Genomic DNA, 17,054 nt, shown 5'->3' with positions numbered 1-17,054 from the left:
GCTAACTATAAAAATACAGTTCTCACCAAACTACAAACTTAACAAAAACTATAGAATCTCGTGCATTTCTTATACTTTTATTTTACCAATTATTTACCACTAAATCTACGATGAAAGATATAAATTTACAGGAAATTTGCAAAGAATTACATATTTATGAATTTGGAATTGCCTCATGGCCCCTACCTGAACAGGCCAAAACTATTTTATTTGAAAGCAACCCATGCCCCTTTACTACGGCAAATGTGGAAGCAAGACTACTAGGAACGACTCAGTTTATGCCCAAAAGTGCCATCGTTTGTCTATTCCCGTACCATGTACAACACAAAGGCCATGCCAATCTATCTCGCTATACATGGTCAACAGATTATCACCTGGTCATTAATGAATATTTAGAACGTCTTATTGAAAGATTACAAATAATTGATGACTCAGCTCAGTTCTCCATTCATTGCGACACCTCTCCTTTAGCAGATCGGTACATGGCCTACTTAGCAGGTCTCGGCTTTTACGGAAAGAACAACTGTTTTATCAGCCCTAAATGGGGTTCTTATGTCGTTATTGGTACGATTTTAACAACACTAGAACTCAAACCAAATGCCCCTCTTGAGCAGTCCTGTATAGGATGTAATCGTTGTATTACAGCATGCTTAGGCCAATGTTTGGGCCATGACGAATTTAAATTCGCGACCTGTAAAAGCTACTTAACTCAGAAAAAAGGAGAACTTACCGATGAAGAGGAACAGATTCTCGCTAAAACACCACTCGTATTTGGTTGTGATGTGTGCCAAGAGGTGTGTCCTCACAACAAAGATATTCCAACTACGCCCATCCCAGAATTCCAACAGATAGAACCGTATATCAATATAGACGAACTAGAAACACTAACGAACAAAGAATTCAAAGCAAAATACGGTCATCGAGCCTTCTCGTGGCGAGGTAAAAAAATACTAATGAGAAATCAAGAGATTATAGATAGAAAAAATAAACTATAATTATTACACGATATGCTGCTAATGATCACACAAAGAGATTGTCATTAATACTCACATAAGCAAACTGTTACTAATAGGCACATAAGTAGAAGAATCTATAATTACATAAAACTGAAAAAGACGACCTCTGGTCGTCTCTTTTAGTAGTTATTTAATTTCGTAATAGTTCAACTCATCCAAGCTTTTACCAAGAGCAGGGATATATATTTCAATAAACATATCTACCTCAGGCATATTTAGAGTTTTCAACTTGTCTAAGATAGAGTCATGTGCCTCTTTAAACTCATCATTTCCTGCCTTGAGCTCTTTGACGCATTTCATATAGGCGGAAATTGTATCGGCAGCCTTAACGAGAGGCCATTCTGGACTAGTCTCTGCATCAACAAGTATAGGCTTATAAACAGATTGTAACCGGTCTGGCAAGGTTGATAGCATTTTTTCTTGCGCCAAAGTTTCAACCTCACCATACAGTTCACGCAACTTTGGATCAAAATACTTAATTGGTGTCGGCATATCTCCTGTAAAGATTTCACTCACCTCATGATACATGGCTATGACAGCTACCTTATTAATATCTATATTTCCACCGAAGTATTCATTTTTTATAGCTCCCAAATTGTGGGCTACCATAGCCACTTCAAGGCTATGTTCTTGAATATTTTCTATTTCCGTATTTCGCATGAGGCTCCATCGATTGATAAAGCGCATGCGTTTTAAAAATGCAAAAAATGAACTCATATATCCCCCATTAGACAATAGGTCCTTAAATTACCCCACGGAGTTTAAAGCCATAATCAAGGAATTGCACCGCTTCATCCCAACGGTTATCATCGTTTAACATGACTACAATCATAGTATGGCCCTTACGTGTGGCAGACGCAATCAAACATTCTCCTGCTGCATTTGTAAAACCTGTTTTCAAGCCATTTGCACCAGGATATTTGTTGCGAATGAAGTGGTTTGTAGTACGAATTGTTTCTGGTGCACGGTTTTGGTACGGCACCTTGTAGTAATCATTGGCAACCTTGTCACGGAACATTTGGTATTTCATACCGTACGCAGCAATCATCGCTAAATCACGAGCCGTAGAATGGTGACCCTTTTGTGTTAATCCATGAGGATTCAAGAACACACTATTCTTTGCCCCCGCTTTTGCAGCAATGCGAGTCATATCTTTAGCAAATTTATCCACAGAACCACTTACATTTTCGGCTACTACAACGGCCGCATCATTACCACTAGCAACCATCATACCTTCAAGAACACCTTCCAATGTAATCTGATCGCCTATGCGAACCCCAAGATTTGATTCTTCCATGCTCGTTGCATAGCTACTTATAGTAGCTAATTCATCAAGCTGTGTACCCTTTAATTCTAAGGCAGTTAACAAGGTGACCATTTTTGTAGTACTAGCTGGATGCATCCACTTATCTGGGTTCTTTGCAAATAAAATTTCTTTTGTATCTGCATCAATTAGGACTACGGCCTCACCAACAGTAGAAGGAGGTGCAATGTATGCAGCTTGAGCAACACTAGCACCTATAAATATGTTTCCTATAAAAGTTATGGCCAATACCAATTTCTTATAAAACATATGAATATTCGTCGTTAAAAGTGTCATCACTCTCGTTCTACCTTCCAGTATCTTAACTTTCAAGACTATCATCTAGTGCTACATTTGTAGTAGTTGCTTTCTTTTTTGTCCCTTTAATTTCACCTGTCGATGTATCTACATTTTGAATATATACTACACGTTGAGGATATGGAATATCGATACCATATTTATCAAAGGCATCTTTTACATCAGACATAATGCTATATTGAACATCGAGAAAATCATTCGACTTAACACGAGCATAAGCAGCAATTCGTACAGAATTATCTCCAAATTCAGAAATACCTATTTCCATATTCTTCGGATTAAGGACACGTTTATCTGCTGCAAAAATATTTTTTAAAATTTTTATTGCCTCATGATGATCATTATTATAACCAATGTCAAACGTAAATGGGATAACCCGTTCTGTAGTATAAACAATGTTAGTTACAGCTTGTGATGTAAGAAGAGAGTTAGGTATGTATACATTCTTTTGATCTTTTGTAGTAATAACTGTATACATAAATTGGATTGATTTAACACTGCCGACTACATCACCCACCTGAATAACGTGACCCGCTCTAAAAGGTTTGAAGATAAGAATCAATAAACCCGATGCTAAGTTAGAAAGGTTATTCTGTAAGGCGAGACCAATACCTAAACCAAAAGCACCAAAAGCAGCTATAAAGGATGTTGTAGGAATACCGATTTGGTTTAAGCAAATCAATACTAACCCTACTAGCAAGGCATAATTAATAATTTGAGTGATAAAGCTCATCGCTGCTGAGTCATAGGAAGCTTTTGTCATAATGCGAACGGCAAAAGCTTTTACCCATTTAATAGCATATCGCCCTATCCAAAATAAAATTAGTGCTAATAAAATATTTCCAGCTTGTGCAAAAAACCAGTCCCTTATTTGAATTAATATATTAGCGTCTTTAAAAAGAAATTCAGAAACAGCACTTAAGAAATTAGCCATAGTAACCATCCATAATATAAATCTAAACAATCACAAATATCTATCACAACATAATAGCAATATAATAACGGTAAATATATATGCTATAATTTTACATATGCATTTGCAATACGATAATAAAGATATTATATCTTTATATTCCATATATAACAATCATAAAACTAGGGAGACTTACATGTTCAAAAATCTATACGAAGCACCCCAAGAGCTCGCTACTGGAGGCTATGTAACTAGAGAGTTACACTCCGTTACGGTACACTTTGACGATATCCACTATTCTCTTTCGAGCGGACAATTAAATGGTGGCTATCACCATACGCTAGCGGTACGCAACCAACAACTAACATATCAAATCGAAACAGAAAAAGATTTACCCGGTGGCTCTGTAGCCGATTATTTGGCTCAAGAATTTGAACATATTGATACTCCTGTTCATTTTAGTACAGCACTTCTCACGTCTGCCACAATGCATCTACACGCCTATGCCAAAATTGAAGAACATGATACTATTGTGGAAACTATCGTGACTGCAGGCTATGAAAAAACGGCACATCGCGCAGGTACAGGCTATTGTTACGAAGAGCGTGATGGAGACTTCATAGTGCCAGGCACAATCAATATCCTCGTATTTACAAATAAAGCTTTAACAGATAGCGCTATGGTAAAAGCTGTTATGACAATTACCGAAGCAAAAACCGCAGCCCTTCAAGATTGGAATGTTGAAAGCGTACGCCTCCATCCGTTTATTAATGAAGATATTCCTGATGCAATTACAAAAGAACGAAAAACATCTGCCACAGGTACCTCTACAGATGGTATCATTCTCACCATTGATACAAATGGAGATATCTTAACAGATGCTGGTTCCTTTTCACTATTTGGAGACACCTTAGCCAAGGCCGTCTATGTAGGCGTACAAAGAGCACTAGAAAATGCTATCGGCGCTGAATAATCCTATTTTGTAATATACAAAAATATCTAGAATGATACCCCAAAAATTATCATTCAATACCCCACTCATATATGAAAAATATAATACAAATGAAAAACCGCACATCCTAGGCGATCGGAATGTGCGGTTTATTGCATATAAAACTGTTACATATAGTATAATTTTTGAAAATGAATATCAAATTAAAATTTGAGATATTTTCTCAAATTTTTCAAATTAATTATTAGATTCAAAGAATTATTATGTTTCATATGTTCCATGAGTATTATGTGCCTTTAATATTCATGGAAGAATTGTTGTAACTTTTTAAGATTTTTAGTTTTTGTAAGCCCTAGCATCAATAGAATACGAGCTTTTTGTGGACTTAAAGTATCACATACGAGATAGTTTGCCAGTGCATCTTGTGGCACTGCAGATACCATGCCACTACCAGTACGAGAAGCACGGACCGTTGGAAATTTTGCATTCTGTGTAATCTGACGTACATTTTGTGGGATTGTACCATGACCAAGCCCTGTTAAGATCAAACCGTCAGGATTTGTAGCAACTACACTCATAGGCACCATATCATCCATACCACCGTAGCAAGTCATTATAACTACACGAGGCAACTCAGATAATTTACTCACATCAAATACAGAGTCTTGCGTATGGCGTCGAGTAGACGCTTTATAATAGTGGGCAATACCATCTTGTACAATACCAAGATGTCCCACTAATGGACTATCAAAAGTCGCTACATTAGTAGTGTTGCATTTAGATACATCCCTTGCCCCATCAATGTAGCCATTTAATACGACTACCACACCTTTACCTACAGACGATGGCGTCCTCGCTACTTGGATTGCTTGCAATAAATTAATTGGCCCGTCTGCACTAATAGCACCTGCAGGTCTCATAGATCCAGTAATAACAATTGGCTTGTCTGTATGAACTGTCAGATTCAGAAAATATGCTGTCTCCTCCATGCTATCTGTGCCATGAGTAATGACAACACCACCGATATCATCTCGGTTAACCAATTTTTGCACCAACTTAGAAAGTTCTAACCAGTGATTTACGGTAATATCGGAGCTTTCAATATTACTAAACTGAGTATAAGTATAAGGACCATACGGTTTTGTGCCAGGTACAGAGGCTAAGATTTCGTCAAGGCCTAATATCCCTGCCGTATAGCCCGTTAAATCCGTATTTGAAACACCTTTTCCTGCAATAGTTCCTCCAGTACCAATCAAAGCGATTTTTGTCTCCATATTACCTCCACTATAAATCAAGATTTTCACCCTATCAATTAAAGGTTTGGGTCAAATGACGGCATCAACTCTAATTTATGTTTATTAATTCGATTCAGATAGTCGATTCGCTCTTTTGTTATCTGATCTTCAATTTCCCCAGTTCTAATATAATGATCCAATACAGCATAGGTAAATCCTAATTTATCCTCATCGGACTGACCACTGAGACCATCACTTGGCACCTTATCAACTAGGTGCAATGGAATATCAAGAAGTTTTCCTATTTGACGAACTTCTTCTACTACGAGTTGTGCGAGAGGGCTAAAATCACCTGCACTATCTCCGTATTTTGTAGAGTATCCTACGTAGTCTTCAGATCCATTACAAGTATTTGCTACACGAGCACCATTTGGTAAATTTTGTCCTACTGCATAGAGAGTTGCCATCCGGAGACGAGGCGGCGTATTAATGGTAGCATCTTTAGATAAATCGGTTCTCCCCGTTACAACATCATACCCCTTAGCCTGAACGATAGCATGAGTTAGCGCCTCATAGGCAGCACCAATGTTAACTGTCATGTGAGGAATTCCTAAATGATTCACCACTGCCTGAGCATCATCAATATCGGATTGCACTCCATTTGGCATAAGAACACCAACTACGCGATTTGCACCAAGAGCTTCTTTGCAAAGAGCTGCCACGATAGTAGAATCCTTACCACCTGAAATACCGACTACAGCACTACAGTTAGGACCGTTTTGACTAAAATAATCTCTAATCCATTGAATAAGGGCATTCTTTGTAGATTGTGGATTTTCTAACATAGCCCCTCCTATTTTTTTCGATAAATACGGTTCAATAAATCCATCTTCAATTGATAGTAGCTAGGGCTCATATCAAGATAGTGACGATGTGGATTTTCAAAGCGTTGTTCTTCGGGCCAAATTTCATTAGATAATTGTTTCTGTACATATTCTCGAATTTCCTCTAAGGTTGGCAGATTTACAACAAGTTTACCATCCTTGATAACGAGTTGTTTCATTTCTTTAAAGGTACAGTTTTCAAAATATAATTCACGCCAAGGTTGCTCAGGATCGATATAACGATATGGTTCCTCTGTATCGGGTACCTCTCGCAACAATGTTAATAGATCTGCAATCGCACGACCTTTATCATTATAAACACGATATACCTTTTTAAGACCTGGATTAGTAATTTTTTCAACACTTTCAGAAATCTTGATACGCGGTTCCCACATACCATCTTTCTCGATGCTAGCAATCTTATATACCGCACCAAATACAGGGTCACTCTTAGAGGTAATGAGGCGTTCCCCTACACCAAAAATATCAATAGGCCCACCTTGTATTAACAAAGATGTGATTGTATACTCATCTAAACTATTAGATGCCATGATTTTACAATCCTCTAAACCTGCATCATCTAGCATGCGCCGTGCTTTTTTAGCCAAATACGCAAGATCACCAGAATCTAGGCGAATTCCTTTTAAGCGTTTCCCCATTGGCTCCAATACATCCTTTGCTACCTTAATAGCATTAGGCACGCCAGAATTTAACACATCATAAGTATCAACGAGGAATACTGGATTATCTGGATACACTTCGGCATAGGCTTTGAAAGCATCATATTCAGAGCCATAGTACATAACCCAGCTATGTGCCATGGTCCCACTGACAGGAATACCAAATTGTTGCCCTGCTAAAACAGTTGCAGTGGACTGAACACCACCAATATAAGCAGCTCTTGCACCGTATACAGCAGCATCTACATTATGTGCACGACGAGCACCAAAGTCAGCCACAATACGTCCATCCGCAGCGCGAACAATACGATTAGCTTTTGTGGCAATAAGAGATTGATGATTCATCATAGTAAGCACTGCAGTTTCTATGATTTGTGCATCTATGAGAGGTGCCACAATTGTAATAACAGGTTCATTAGGATAGATGATAGAACCTTCTGGAAAGGCATATACATCACCGGTAAAAGAGAAATCTTTTAGATATGCTAAAAATTCTTCACTAAAAATCCCCTGACTCCGTAAATAAGAGATATCACTTTCATCAAAGTGTAGATTTAAAATGTACTCAACGATTTGTTCGAGACCACCAAAAATAGCAAAACCGCCCTTGTCTGGATTACGTCTAAAGAAAACATCAAATGCGACGCGATCCACATTTTTTAATTTTGTAAAGTAGCCATGTGCCATAGTCATCTCATAAAAATCCATAAGCATGCTAATATTACGGCTTTCATGTTGCATTGGTTCACCAACCTTCTAAGATCTATAGAATTTAGTTAATTGTCATTCGTTATTCGTATACCCTCATTATACAATATTATTCCTATATAGCTAGCACCTAGCATAAGCTATCCTAATAATCTTTATTGTGATATAACTATATATATACAATAATAATTTATATAGTTCGTATGTATGAAAGGACCTAGTCTAGACTGTAAAACAAGCGACCATTACGCTACAATATTTTATTTTATATTGTTTTAAAAGCTTTCAATAATACATACATCTCTATTTTACATGAGAATGAAAGGTACCATTATGGAAACAATCGTTCAAGCAAAACGCGTATTAGAAATTTTTAAAGAAATGAGCCGAATCCCTCGTGAGTCCGGCAATGAAAAAGGCATCAGCGATTACATCGTGAACTTTACCAAACATTTAGGGCTTGAAGTTCATCAAGATGAAATCTTTAATGTAGTTATCAAAAAAGCTGCATCTCCAGGTTATGAAAACCGTCCATCCATCATTTTACAAGGCCATATTGATATGGTTTGTGTTAAAGACCATGACTCTAACCACGACTTCTCTAAAGATCCAATTGCTAATATCATCGAAGGCGAATGGATGCACGCAGACCATACAACATTAGGTGCCGATAATGGCATGGGTGCTGCTATGATGCTTGCTCTCCTTGAAGATGAAAGCCAACAACATGGACCGATGCAATTATTATTCACTACCAACGAGGAAACTGGTATGGATGGTGCCTTTGCCATTAAAGAAGGTCAAGTAACTGGTGACTACTTACTCAACCTGGATACAGAGGTAGAACATGACTTCACCGTTAGTTGTGCTGGCGGTTGCCACGTACATGTAAAAATTCCATTGTTACGCGAAAACAATTTACCAGGCTATGATGCGGGCTTATCCATTACAGTAACCGGTCTTAAAGGGGGGCACTCCGGCATCGAAATCAACGAGCAACGAGCTAATGCAAACCAAGTACTAACCCGTGTACTCTATGATATTCAACAACAATATCCTATTAGCTTAGCGTCTTTCGAAGGTGGCGTAAAACATAATGCAATCCCGTCTAAGGCAGTAGCTGTACTATCCGTACGCTCTGAAGATGTGGCAGCCATTAAAACATTGCTCGCATACCAAGAAAAACAATACCAACACGAATATAGCGTACAGGATCCAGGCCTTACATTTGTAGTTGAAGATGTTCCTACTCCTGAAATAGTATATGCAGAAGACACAACAGAAGCACTTATTACATATATCTATCTTGCACAAGATGGGGTTCATTCTGTAAGTAAGTCTATCCCAAACCTTGTAGAAACATCTAATAATATTGCTATCGTACGTGAAAATCAACATACCATTGAAATACTCATTTCTATTCGTAGTTCCAATAGCAATAGTCTTGAATTCTTAACGAAAAAAATGATGCTTCTTGCAAAAGCACTTGGCGTAGCTGCAGAGCGTACAGGTGGATATCCAGCATGGGAATACGACAAAGGCTCAAAATTGGAAGAACAAGCGATTTCCTTGCATAACGAAATGTTCGATACACCAGCTAATGTAAATGCTATTCACGCAGGTCTCGAATGTGGTTTGTTAAAAGGCGTATTGCCAAATACACAAATGATTAGCTTTGGGCCTACTATCGTAAGTCCTCATACACCATCAGAACGCGTTCATTTACCTTCTGTTGAAAATGTATATGTGTACCTCAAAGCATTATTAGCAAAATTACAATAAAATAAATAATTACTATATTTTTGATGTATAATTTGTTATACTATAAGCAAATAACACATCAAGTTACGAGACCCATGTAATAGTGACTCTCCAACCCTCCTACAAGTAATTCAGCCATCTCTCCAACTGAATTATCTTGTAGGAGGGATTTTTTTCATAAAAATTTTTCAACTACATAAATAAATATTTATTCATACAGGAGTATTCTTTCATATATGAACAACATGGAATGCATCGTTTTATTTATAAATAATTATGAATATCAACTACATGTGCCAGTATACTCATATATAGTATATAATCTATAAATTTCAGAGAAGGCTGTTAAACTCTGATAAACTTGCTAGTTTCCATATACCCCATAGAGTATTTTCTGTGTTATCCTATAGGTGTATACTGTGTTTACATTATGCAGGAGGTATATATGATTCCAATAGTTATCATATCCGGATTTCTAGGTTCTGGAAAAACAACATTCTTACAACATATACTAAAAGAACATACATCGAAAGATAAAATTCTTATTATAGAAAACGATTTTGGTGAAACTAGCCTCGATGCTGCTAATCTTGCAAAAACAGGGGCCACAGTCCGTGAAGTAACATCTGGCTGTATTTGCTGTAGCTTACAAGGAAATTTCCAACAAGCACTACTTGATATTCTGCAAAATTACAAAATCGATATGATCTACATCGAGCCATCAGGTGTTAGCAAGCTCAGTGAAATCATCCATACTTGTAACGACGAGGACATTGCAAAATCTGCTTACATTCACGCATCAATAACGACTGTCGATGCTATGCAAGCACCAATGTTTATCAAAAATTTTGGTCTTTTCTTCAAGGATCAAATCACTCATAGTGATGCGATTTTTTTGAGCCATACAGAAGATATTCAACAAACAAGCATTACGAAACGTATGATTCGCGACCTCGCGCCACATACACCAATCCATGAAGAAGCATGGGATACCATCAGTTTACGTGATTATATCAAGCGCCTGTATCATTGTCATGATGATCACTGTTTGCACGATGAACATTTATTTATGAGTCATACCTTTAAGGATTTACGTACTCTTAGTCTCACACAGTGGAAAACCATTTTAGAAGGCATGCCTGATACAGTGCTTCGTGCCAAAGGGATTGTACCAACCACGGAAGGTCCTCACGAACTCCAATACGGCACTCATTACTGTTCGCTTTCACCTAGTGAAACTAATGACTATAGTTTAGTCGTTATCGGCACAGATTTTAATGTACCAATGGTACATAACGAAGTGTGTCAATCATGATACCAGTTTATATCGTTACAGGGTTTATTGGATCCGGTAAAAGCACGTTCATAAACGAACAATTACAATACCGTAAAAAGCTAGGCGGTACCGCAATAATCAGCGCCGAAGAAGGCAGTGAACCTCTCATCAAAGAGCCCTTACAACTCAATGCGGATGAACTCAGTGCCATTGTTCCTAGCGATATCAAGTCTTACGAATTGATAGCCTGTAAAATCGGGGATTATTTAAAACGACTACAGCCAAAAGAGCTATGGATTGAGTGGAATGGCATGGTAAGCTTTCATCAACTAGAAGCCTTACTATATAGCGATATATTAAGCCACCTATTACAAGTAGAAAAGGTATTGTATATTTGTACCGATCAATTTGTCTCAACCATACTCCCTGGTTTAGGTAATGATGTAATGAGTCAATTGTATAGTGCAGATTGTATTATCACAGAATCCAATACACATCACGCTTTACTACGTACCTACAACGGAGAGGCTAAAATTATAACAGCTCCTACACCAGAAAAAGTAGAACAACTGTGCCGGAATTCCACATGGGGACTCATTCCTAATCTATTAGTTATTGGTATTACAACCTATATACTGTTGGTCACAGCTTTTCGCCATGACATCCCCTATTCCATTCACCAATGCTTCGCCATAATCACGGGCCTCATCATCGAGGCCATTCCATTCCTTTTATTAGGCACGGTAGGCTCAACGATTATTCGCTATTTCGTACCACAACGAGTATTACTAAAACTGTTAGGTGACCATTCTTTGAAAAGCTATGGGGCTGCTATGGTCAGTGGCTTTGCCTTGCCAATTTGTGACTGTGCCATCATCCCCTTATTCAAGGCGCTAATAGATCGAGGCATCCCTTTATCAGTAGCTCTTTTATTTATGCTCGCTAGCCCGATTATCAACCCTATCACCATTCTTTCTACATGGTATGCGTTTCCTGACAATCCCATGCTCTCCGTATGGCGTATCGTTTTAGGACTAGGTGTTGCCTTGTTAGTAGCCCTATCGTTCCGATTTTGGCCTCCAGCCACATCTATTTTGAAAGCAAGAACACCACAGAATCTTAGCTACGAAGAAATCGTTTTAGAAACAACTAAAACTAAACATATCGATAAAAAAAGATTGTTAGTCCATATGGAACGAGAGTTTTCTCAACTCTTATTCTATTTTTCCATGGCGGCAACTGTACTATCTATAGTTCAAGTGTATGGCAAGCCTTGGCTTTTCAACGCAGGATTAACCTTGCCAGAATTTACAGCCATTCCAATTTTGCTGATGTTAGCATTCTTCTTTTCAATCTGCTCTACATCAGATGCCATCATCGGTAAATCCTTGAGCACCTTATTTCCTATTAGTTCCGTAATGGGCTTTCTCATCTTAGGTCCGATGTTAGATATCAAAAACGTATATATATTAAAACAATATATGCCTACCTCATTTATCATACGATTAAGTATAACGATTGCCGTTATGTCCTATATAGCAGCATTAGTATTCAAATTCTTTCTTAGCTAATTTACAAATTTTTATAATCATTATCTCAGTTCTTAATTAATTAAAAGGAGATGATTTCATGACATTAGGACTGAAAGATCGCTTTTCTATCGTGAAAGGTCTATTGTATCTCATCTTAGGTATCTGTTGTATTTACCTCATTGTGACAGGTCGTTATTTGAACTATATTGCACCGCGTTATGAACTTTTACTAGGTATTAGTGGCGTTGCCCTTATTTTAGGTGGTCTAGCGACGATTATTTGGGCACCGTCAAAATACTACAAGCATAACTGGAAATCTATCGTTCCGATTATTATTCCTATTATGTTGCTCATCGTTCCTCCCGTTCTTGTACCCTCAACAGGCGTTCATGGTGCCACTCGTGTAAACGATGATACTAACAATTTTGACTTTACAAACGATGCTATTGGAGAGGTTGTCACTGTTAACAGTGAAAGCAAAGAGCCAGGAATTTCCAAGGACAAAAAAGAAATCGTTTTGAACTCAGACAATTTCTATCAAACCATTGTAAAAGTTGGATCTAATGCTGATCAATATAAAGACTACACAGTTTATATGACAGGCTATGTGAACCGCGAAGATAATACATTAAAATCTAACGAATTTACTATTTCTCGTATGGCTATGGCTTGTTGTATTGCTGACGTTGCCCCTATTGGCATGACAGCCTATAAAACAGATGGTGATAGCTTACAAAATGAACAATGGGTATCGATTGAAGGAAAGGTTTCTACCCGAGACTTCCACGGTCGTAAACAACCATATGTAGAGATTACAAAAATCAAATCTGCAGAACCTATTTTAGGCTATGTATACCCTTAAGAATTACATAAAAAACGAGGCTTAACGCCTCGTTTTTAATAGGAATGATTCTGTTAAATAAAATAACGTATATTTCATAATTCAATGTCTATATGAATCTACAACAGATTGACGCCTTATAATAGTTATAATAGTTATTCTAGTTATTCTAGTTATTCTAATTATAATAGTTATTAAAACGTCCTATTAGTGCTGTAATTCTTTAATAATTCTCTTGCCGAGAGATGCTGCTACAGCGCACAAGAAAATATCTGGGCCAACTGGGATTAGGAAGCAAGTAATAATGACAGCTTCCACACCAATCGGCTTACCTAAATACAGATTCATAATAAAGTATAGGTACACCATGCCAAGACCATATACAATAAATAGATTTAATATGGATCCGGCTAGCAAACGTTTAAACGATAGTGTATCCATTGTCTCTGCAATGCGTCCTACTGCATACGCACCAACCATAAAACCAATTAAATAACCAAAGGTAGGTTGCAAAATATAACTAGGACCACCGCCAGATGTAAAAATAGGAACCCCAACAAGGCCTAGTACAATATAAATGCCAACACTAGCGGCACCTAAACGACTACCTAAAACAATGCCCGCTAATGTAGTAAATAAGATTTGCAATGTAAACGGACAATTCGGTAATGGGACCCGTATGAAAGCACCAACCGCGATTAGCGCCACAAAGAGTGCTGTCATCGTTAACTGACGGGTGGTAATGCGAGTTTGTTTTGATACAGTAGAGCTCATGGTATACCTCCATTCATAACAGACCTAAGCAGGAATTTGTGCTATCAATGGAGAATAAAAGTCCAAGATAACACGGAAACAAACTACTAACTATCTAAATTAAAGCACTTGTATTTTTAATTGTCAACTATAATGGTTGACTTTTAGTTTACTATATAGTCTAATACTATATATACTATGTTTTTAGTACTTTTTAATTTTGACTATAGCTAATAGTTATTATCAATAGTTCATAATAACTAAAAGATATACTCATCTTCATACAAAAACCATCTAATTTCACCTTATTTTCATACAACAAGATTAAATTATACATAAGTAGATTGAGTAAAATCTACTTTCACAAAATCGTAACTAAACGAAAATTATAATTTGGTATCAGGAGGCATTGCTTATGAAAAATGTTAAGAAAGTATCCAAAGTACTATGTGCATTTGGCGTTAGTACAGTATTATTAGCAGGTGTAGTTGGTGCAGCTAGCAACCATGGTTACAACAACCATAGCAACTGGAATGGTGTTGGTAGCGTTGCTCCATCCGCACAAGCTAACTATTCTGTTGACTATATGGGCGCTGTTACAGTATTCCAACAACAATTCCCTGGCGCTACTGTAAAATCTATTTCCTATGATGCAAAACATAATCCTTACTATGAAGTAGAAGGTTATTATGGCAACCGTGAAGTAGAGCTTAAAGTAGACGAAGCATCTGGTCAAATCGTTGGTAAAGAAGTAAAAGGTTACTCCAAAGCTTCTAAAACAATTAACGTTCAAAACATCATCATTCCTGAAGTAGCTGAAACAAAAGCTATGGAAAAAGTTGGTTCTGATTTCCAAACTATGGATTGGACTGTTGAACGTGAAAACGGCAGAGTTGTATATGAATTTGATATGACAACTGGCGGCGGTAAAAATGCTGAAGTTAAAGTAGACGCTACATCCGGCAAAGTTATTAGCGCTAAAGTTAAAAACACAAAATACTAAGATTTTCATTTCATCAAGTGAAACCCTATCCTAACCCACTTAGATGACACACTACACATATAACACACATACTATACACACTGTATCCTTTGGATACACTCTCTAACACACTCTCAGAGAGTCCGTAACACTAACCACGGACTCCCTAAATCCTATCTCACACAATAGGAAAACGGTCTGTGCTCACACACCACAGACCAAACGTTACACACACTATACTCCCTTAAAGGCCTTGGATCATTAAATCCAAGGTCTTTTTATGCCCATTCTATCAAGGTTGTATTACACCTACACAACATTTCATTCTTATAAAGACAACACACACTAATAACAAAAAAGCCTCCCAGTGGGAGGCCTTTTGCATAAGTTTTATAGGTTTGATAGTTATGTGTTCTATTTCTTAAGCAAAATTCAGCTTAAGGATGTCATTTGTAAGTTTTGAAGGTTTGATCTATAGTTTTCCAAACAAGAGGTACGAAAATTATGCTTTATCTAAAGCTTGTGCCAAGTCTTCGATGATATCATCGATATTTTCAAGGCCGATGGATACACGGATCATATCTGGTGTTACGCCAGCAGATTTTTGTTGTTCTTCGTTAAGTTGTGCATGTGTTGTGGATGCAGGATGGATAACAAGAGATTTAGCATCTGCTACATTGGCAAGGTTGGAGAAGATTTCCAAGGAGTCAACAAGTTTAATACCTGCTTCTTTACCACCTTTTACACCGAATGTGAATACTGCACCAACACCTTTAGGGAAGTATTTATCAGCTAATGCTTTGTATTTGCTGTCTTCTAATTCTGGATAGCTTACCCATGCTACTTTAGGATGTTTGCTCAAGAAATCTACTACTTTACGAGCATTTTCTACGTGACGTTCTACGCGCAAGGACAATGTTTCAATACCTTGCAATATTTGCCATGCTGCAAGTGGAGTAATGCATGCACCAGTATCGCGAAGTAATTGAGCACGAATTTTTACAGTGAATGGGATTGGCAAATCACCAAATACTAAACCATTGTAGTGTTCGTCACCTTCGGAGAAGCCAGGGTATTTACCAGAACCTTTATAGTCGAATTTACCAGATTCTACAACTACGCCAGCCAATGTTGTACCGTGACCACCAAGGTATTTAGTAGCAGAGTGTACAACTACGTCAGCACCATGTTCTAATGGACGGAATAAGTATGGAGATGCAAATGTGTTATCTACGATCAAGATGATATTGTGCTTATGTGCAATATCAGCTATAGCTTGTACATCGATAAGATTAATACCAGGGTTACCAATAGATTCGATATAAACGGCTTTAGTCTTTTCATCGATAGCTGCTTCAAATTCTTCCAAATGATCCGGATTTACGAATTTAGTTTGAATCCCCAAGCGAGGCAATGTAGCAGTAAACAAATTATAAGTACCACCATACAATGTGGATGCAGCAACAATATTATCACCAGCATCTGCTACATTTAAAATAGAGTACGTAACCGCTGCAGAACCAGATGCTACTGCAATACCAGCAGCACCGCCTTCAAGTTCTGCCACTCGAGCATCTAATACATCTGTAGTAGGATTGCCAAGGCGAGAGTAAATACCACCAGGATTAGTCAATGCAAAACGACCTGCGGCTTCCTCAGCATCTTTAAATACGAAAGATGTAGTTTGATAAATCGGTACTGCACGAGAACCTGTTGGATCCACCGTATGACCAGCATGTAATTGTAATGTTTCAAATCTGTATTGTTTACTCATTATAATAACTCCTTTATATTAACTATATTTTAAGTTCGTTCTTTATGCCTAGTATAGTACTATGTTTTAAAAAATATGTCTACTATTTTTTATATTCTTTTCTCCATAACTTTAAACTATGGTGGA

The 17,054-nt window shown here is 37.5% G+C and carries 15 protein-coding genes; 7 read left to right on the top strand and 8 right to left on the bottom strand.

Features of this window, described 5'->3' with window-relative positions:
- Nucleotides 1-110: 110 nt before the first annotated feature.
- On the top strand, nucleotides 111-995 hold the full coding sequence (locus FNLLGLLA_RS01405) for an epoxyqueuosine reductase (RefSeq protein ID WP_156697130.1): 885 nt from the start codon (nucleotides 111-113) through the stop codon (nucleotides 993-995).
- 147 nt (nucleotides 996-1,142) lie between these two features.
- Here FNLLGLLA_RS01405 and yfbR read toward each other — a convergent pair whose 3' ends face one another.
- Genes yfbR through FNLLGLLA_RS01390 form a run of 3 tightly spaced genes read right to left on the bottom strand, consistent with a single transcriptional unit; the run spans nucleotide 1,143 to nucleotide 3,571 of the window.
- Entirely contained in the window at nucleotides 1,143-1,733 is a 591-nt protein-coding gene (gene yfbR, locus FNLLGLLA_RS01400; protein ID WP_156697129.1) for a 5'-deoxynucleotidase, read from the bottom strand.
- A 25-nt stretch (nucleotides 1,734-1,758) separates the two neighbouring features.
- On the bottom strand, nucleotides 1,759-2,616 hold the full coding sequence (locus FNLLGLLA_RS01395) for a D-alanyl-D-alanine carboxypeptidase family protein (RefSeq protein ID WP_156697233.1): 858 nt from the start codon (nucleotides 2,614-2,616) through the stop codon (nucleotides 1,759-1,761).
- A 25-nt stretch (nucleotides 2,617-2,641) separates the two neighbouring features.
- Complete coding sequence (locus FNLLGLLA_RS01390; RefSeq protein ID WP_008602951.1) at nucleotides 2,642-3,571, bottom strand: mechanosensitive ion channel family protein; 930 nt, start codon at nucleotides 3,569-3,571, stop codon at nucleotides 2,642-2,644.
- 175 nt (nucleotides 3,572-3,746) lie between these two features.
- Here FNLLGLLA_RS01390 and FNLLGLLA_RS01385 point away from each other — a divergent pair, with 175 nt between their 5' ends.
- Complete coding sequence (locus FNLLGLLA_RS01385) at nucleotides 3,747-4,523, top strand: adenosylcobinamide amidohydrolase (RefSeq protein ID WP_156697128.1); 777 nt, start codon at nucleotides 3,747-3,749, stop codon at nucleotides 4,521-4,523.
- Between the two features lie 275 nt (nucleotides 4,524-4,798).
- On the opposite strand, the gene FNLLGLLA_RS01380 is transcribed toward FNLLGLLA_RS01385, so the two are convergent.
- The 3 genes from FNLLGLLA_RS01380 to FNLLGLLA_RS01370 are packed head-to-tail and all read right to left on the bottom strand — an operon-like array spanning nucleotide 4,799 to nucleotide 8,042.
- Complete coding sequence (locus FNLLGLLA_RS01380; protein ID WP_156697127.1) at nucleotides 4,799-5,776, bottom strand: asparaginase; 978 nt, start codon at nucleotides 5,774-5,776, stop codon at nucleotides 4,799-4,801.
- Between the two features lie 38 nt (nucleotides 5,777-5,814).
- A complete protein-coding gene (nadE, locus tag FNLLGLLA_RS01375; protein ID WP_156697126.1) occupies nucleotides 5,815-6,582 on the bottom strand; it encodes an NAD(+) synthase in 768 nt (255 codons plus the stop codon).
- A gap of 8 nt (nucleotides 6,583-6,590) precedes the next feature.
- Entirely contained in the window at nucleotides 6,591-8,042 is a 1,452-nt protein-coding gene (locus tag FNLLGLLA_RS01370) for a nicotinate phosphoribosyltransferase (RefSeq protein WP_156697125.1), read from the bottom strand.
- 300 nt (nucleotides 8,043-8,342) lie between these two features.
- Between FNLLGLLA_RS01370 and FNLLGLLA_RS01365 the strand changes: the two genes are divergently transcribed.
- From FNLLGLLA_RS01365 to FNLLGLLA_RS01350, 4 genes are all read left to right on the top strand, one after another.
- Entirely contained in the window at nucleotides 8,343-9,791 is a 1,449-nt protein-coding gene (locus FNLLGLLA_RS01365; RefSeq protein ID WP_156697232.1) for an aminoacyl-histidine dipeptidase, read from the top strand.
- Between the two features lie 424 nt (nucleotides 9,792-10,215).
- Entirely contained in the window at nucleotides 10,216-11,085 is an 870-nt protein-coding gene (locus FNLLGLLA_RS01360) for a CobW family GTP-binding protein (protein ID WP_156697124.1), read from the top strand.
- Complete coding sequence (locus FNLLGLLA_RS01355; RefSeq protein WP_174892185.1) at nucleotides 11,082-12,617, top strand: permease; 1,536 nt, start codon at nucleotides 11,082-11,084, stop codon at nucleotides 12,615-12,617. The genes FNLLGLLA_RS01360 and FNLLGLLA_RS01355 overlap by 4 nt, the downstream gene beginning before the upstream one ends.
- Before the next feature lie 58 nt (nucleotides 12,618-12,675).
- Nucleotides 12,676-13,440, top strand: coding sequence for a TIGR03943 family putative permease subunit (locus tag FNLLGLLA_RS01350; RefSeq protein WP_008715346.1), 765 nt, complete (start codon nucleotides 12,676-12,678; stop codon nucleotides 13,438-13,440).
- 186 nt (nucleotides 13,441-13,626) lie between these two features.
- Here FNLLGLLA_RS01350 and FNLLGLLA_RS01345 read toward each other — a convergent pair whose 3' ends face one another.
- Complete coding sequence (locus tag FNLLGLLA_RS01345; RefSeq protein WP_008602966.1) at nucleotides 13,627-14,193, bottom strand: biotin transporter BioY; 567 nt, start codon at nucleotides 14,191-14,193, stop codon at nucleotides 13,627-13,629.
- 394 nt (nucleotides 14,194-14,587) lie between these two features.
- On the opposite strand from FNLLGLLA_RS01345, the gene FNLLGLLA_RS01340 reads away from it, so the two are divergent.
- Nucleotides 14,588-15,175 carry a PepSY domain-containing protein gene (locus FNLLGLLA_RS01340; RefSeq protein WP_008602968.1) on the top strand — a complete coding sequence of 196 codons (588 nt, stop codon included), beginning with the start codon at nucleotides 14,588-14,590 and terminating at the stop codon, nucleotides 15,173-15,175.
- Nucleotides 15,176-15,656: 481 nt separating this feature from the next.
- Here FNLLGLLA_RS01340 and FNLLGLLA_RS01335 read toward each other — a convergent pair whose 3' ends face one another.
- Nucleotides 15,657-16,928 (bottom strand): O-acetylhomoserine aminocarboxypropyltransferase/cysteine synthase family protein, encoded by a 1,272-nt coding sequence (locus tag FNLLGLLA_RS01335; RefSeq protein ID WP_008715345.1) that lies wholly within the window; start codon nucleotides 16,926-16,928, stop codon nucleotides 15,657-15,659.
- Nucleotides 16,929-17,054 lie beyond the last annotated feature (126 nt).

It is taken from the genome of Veillonella parvula (assembly GCF_902810435.1).
In the GTDB taxonomy this organism is placed as follows: domain Bacteria; phylum Bacillota; class Negativicutes; order Veillonellales; family Veillonellaceae; genus Veillonella.
Note: the sequence above shows the minus strand (reverse complement) of the source record. Positions and strands in the feature narration are given on the sequence as shown.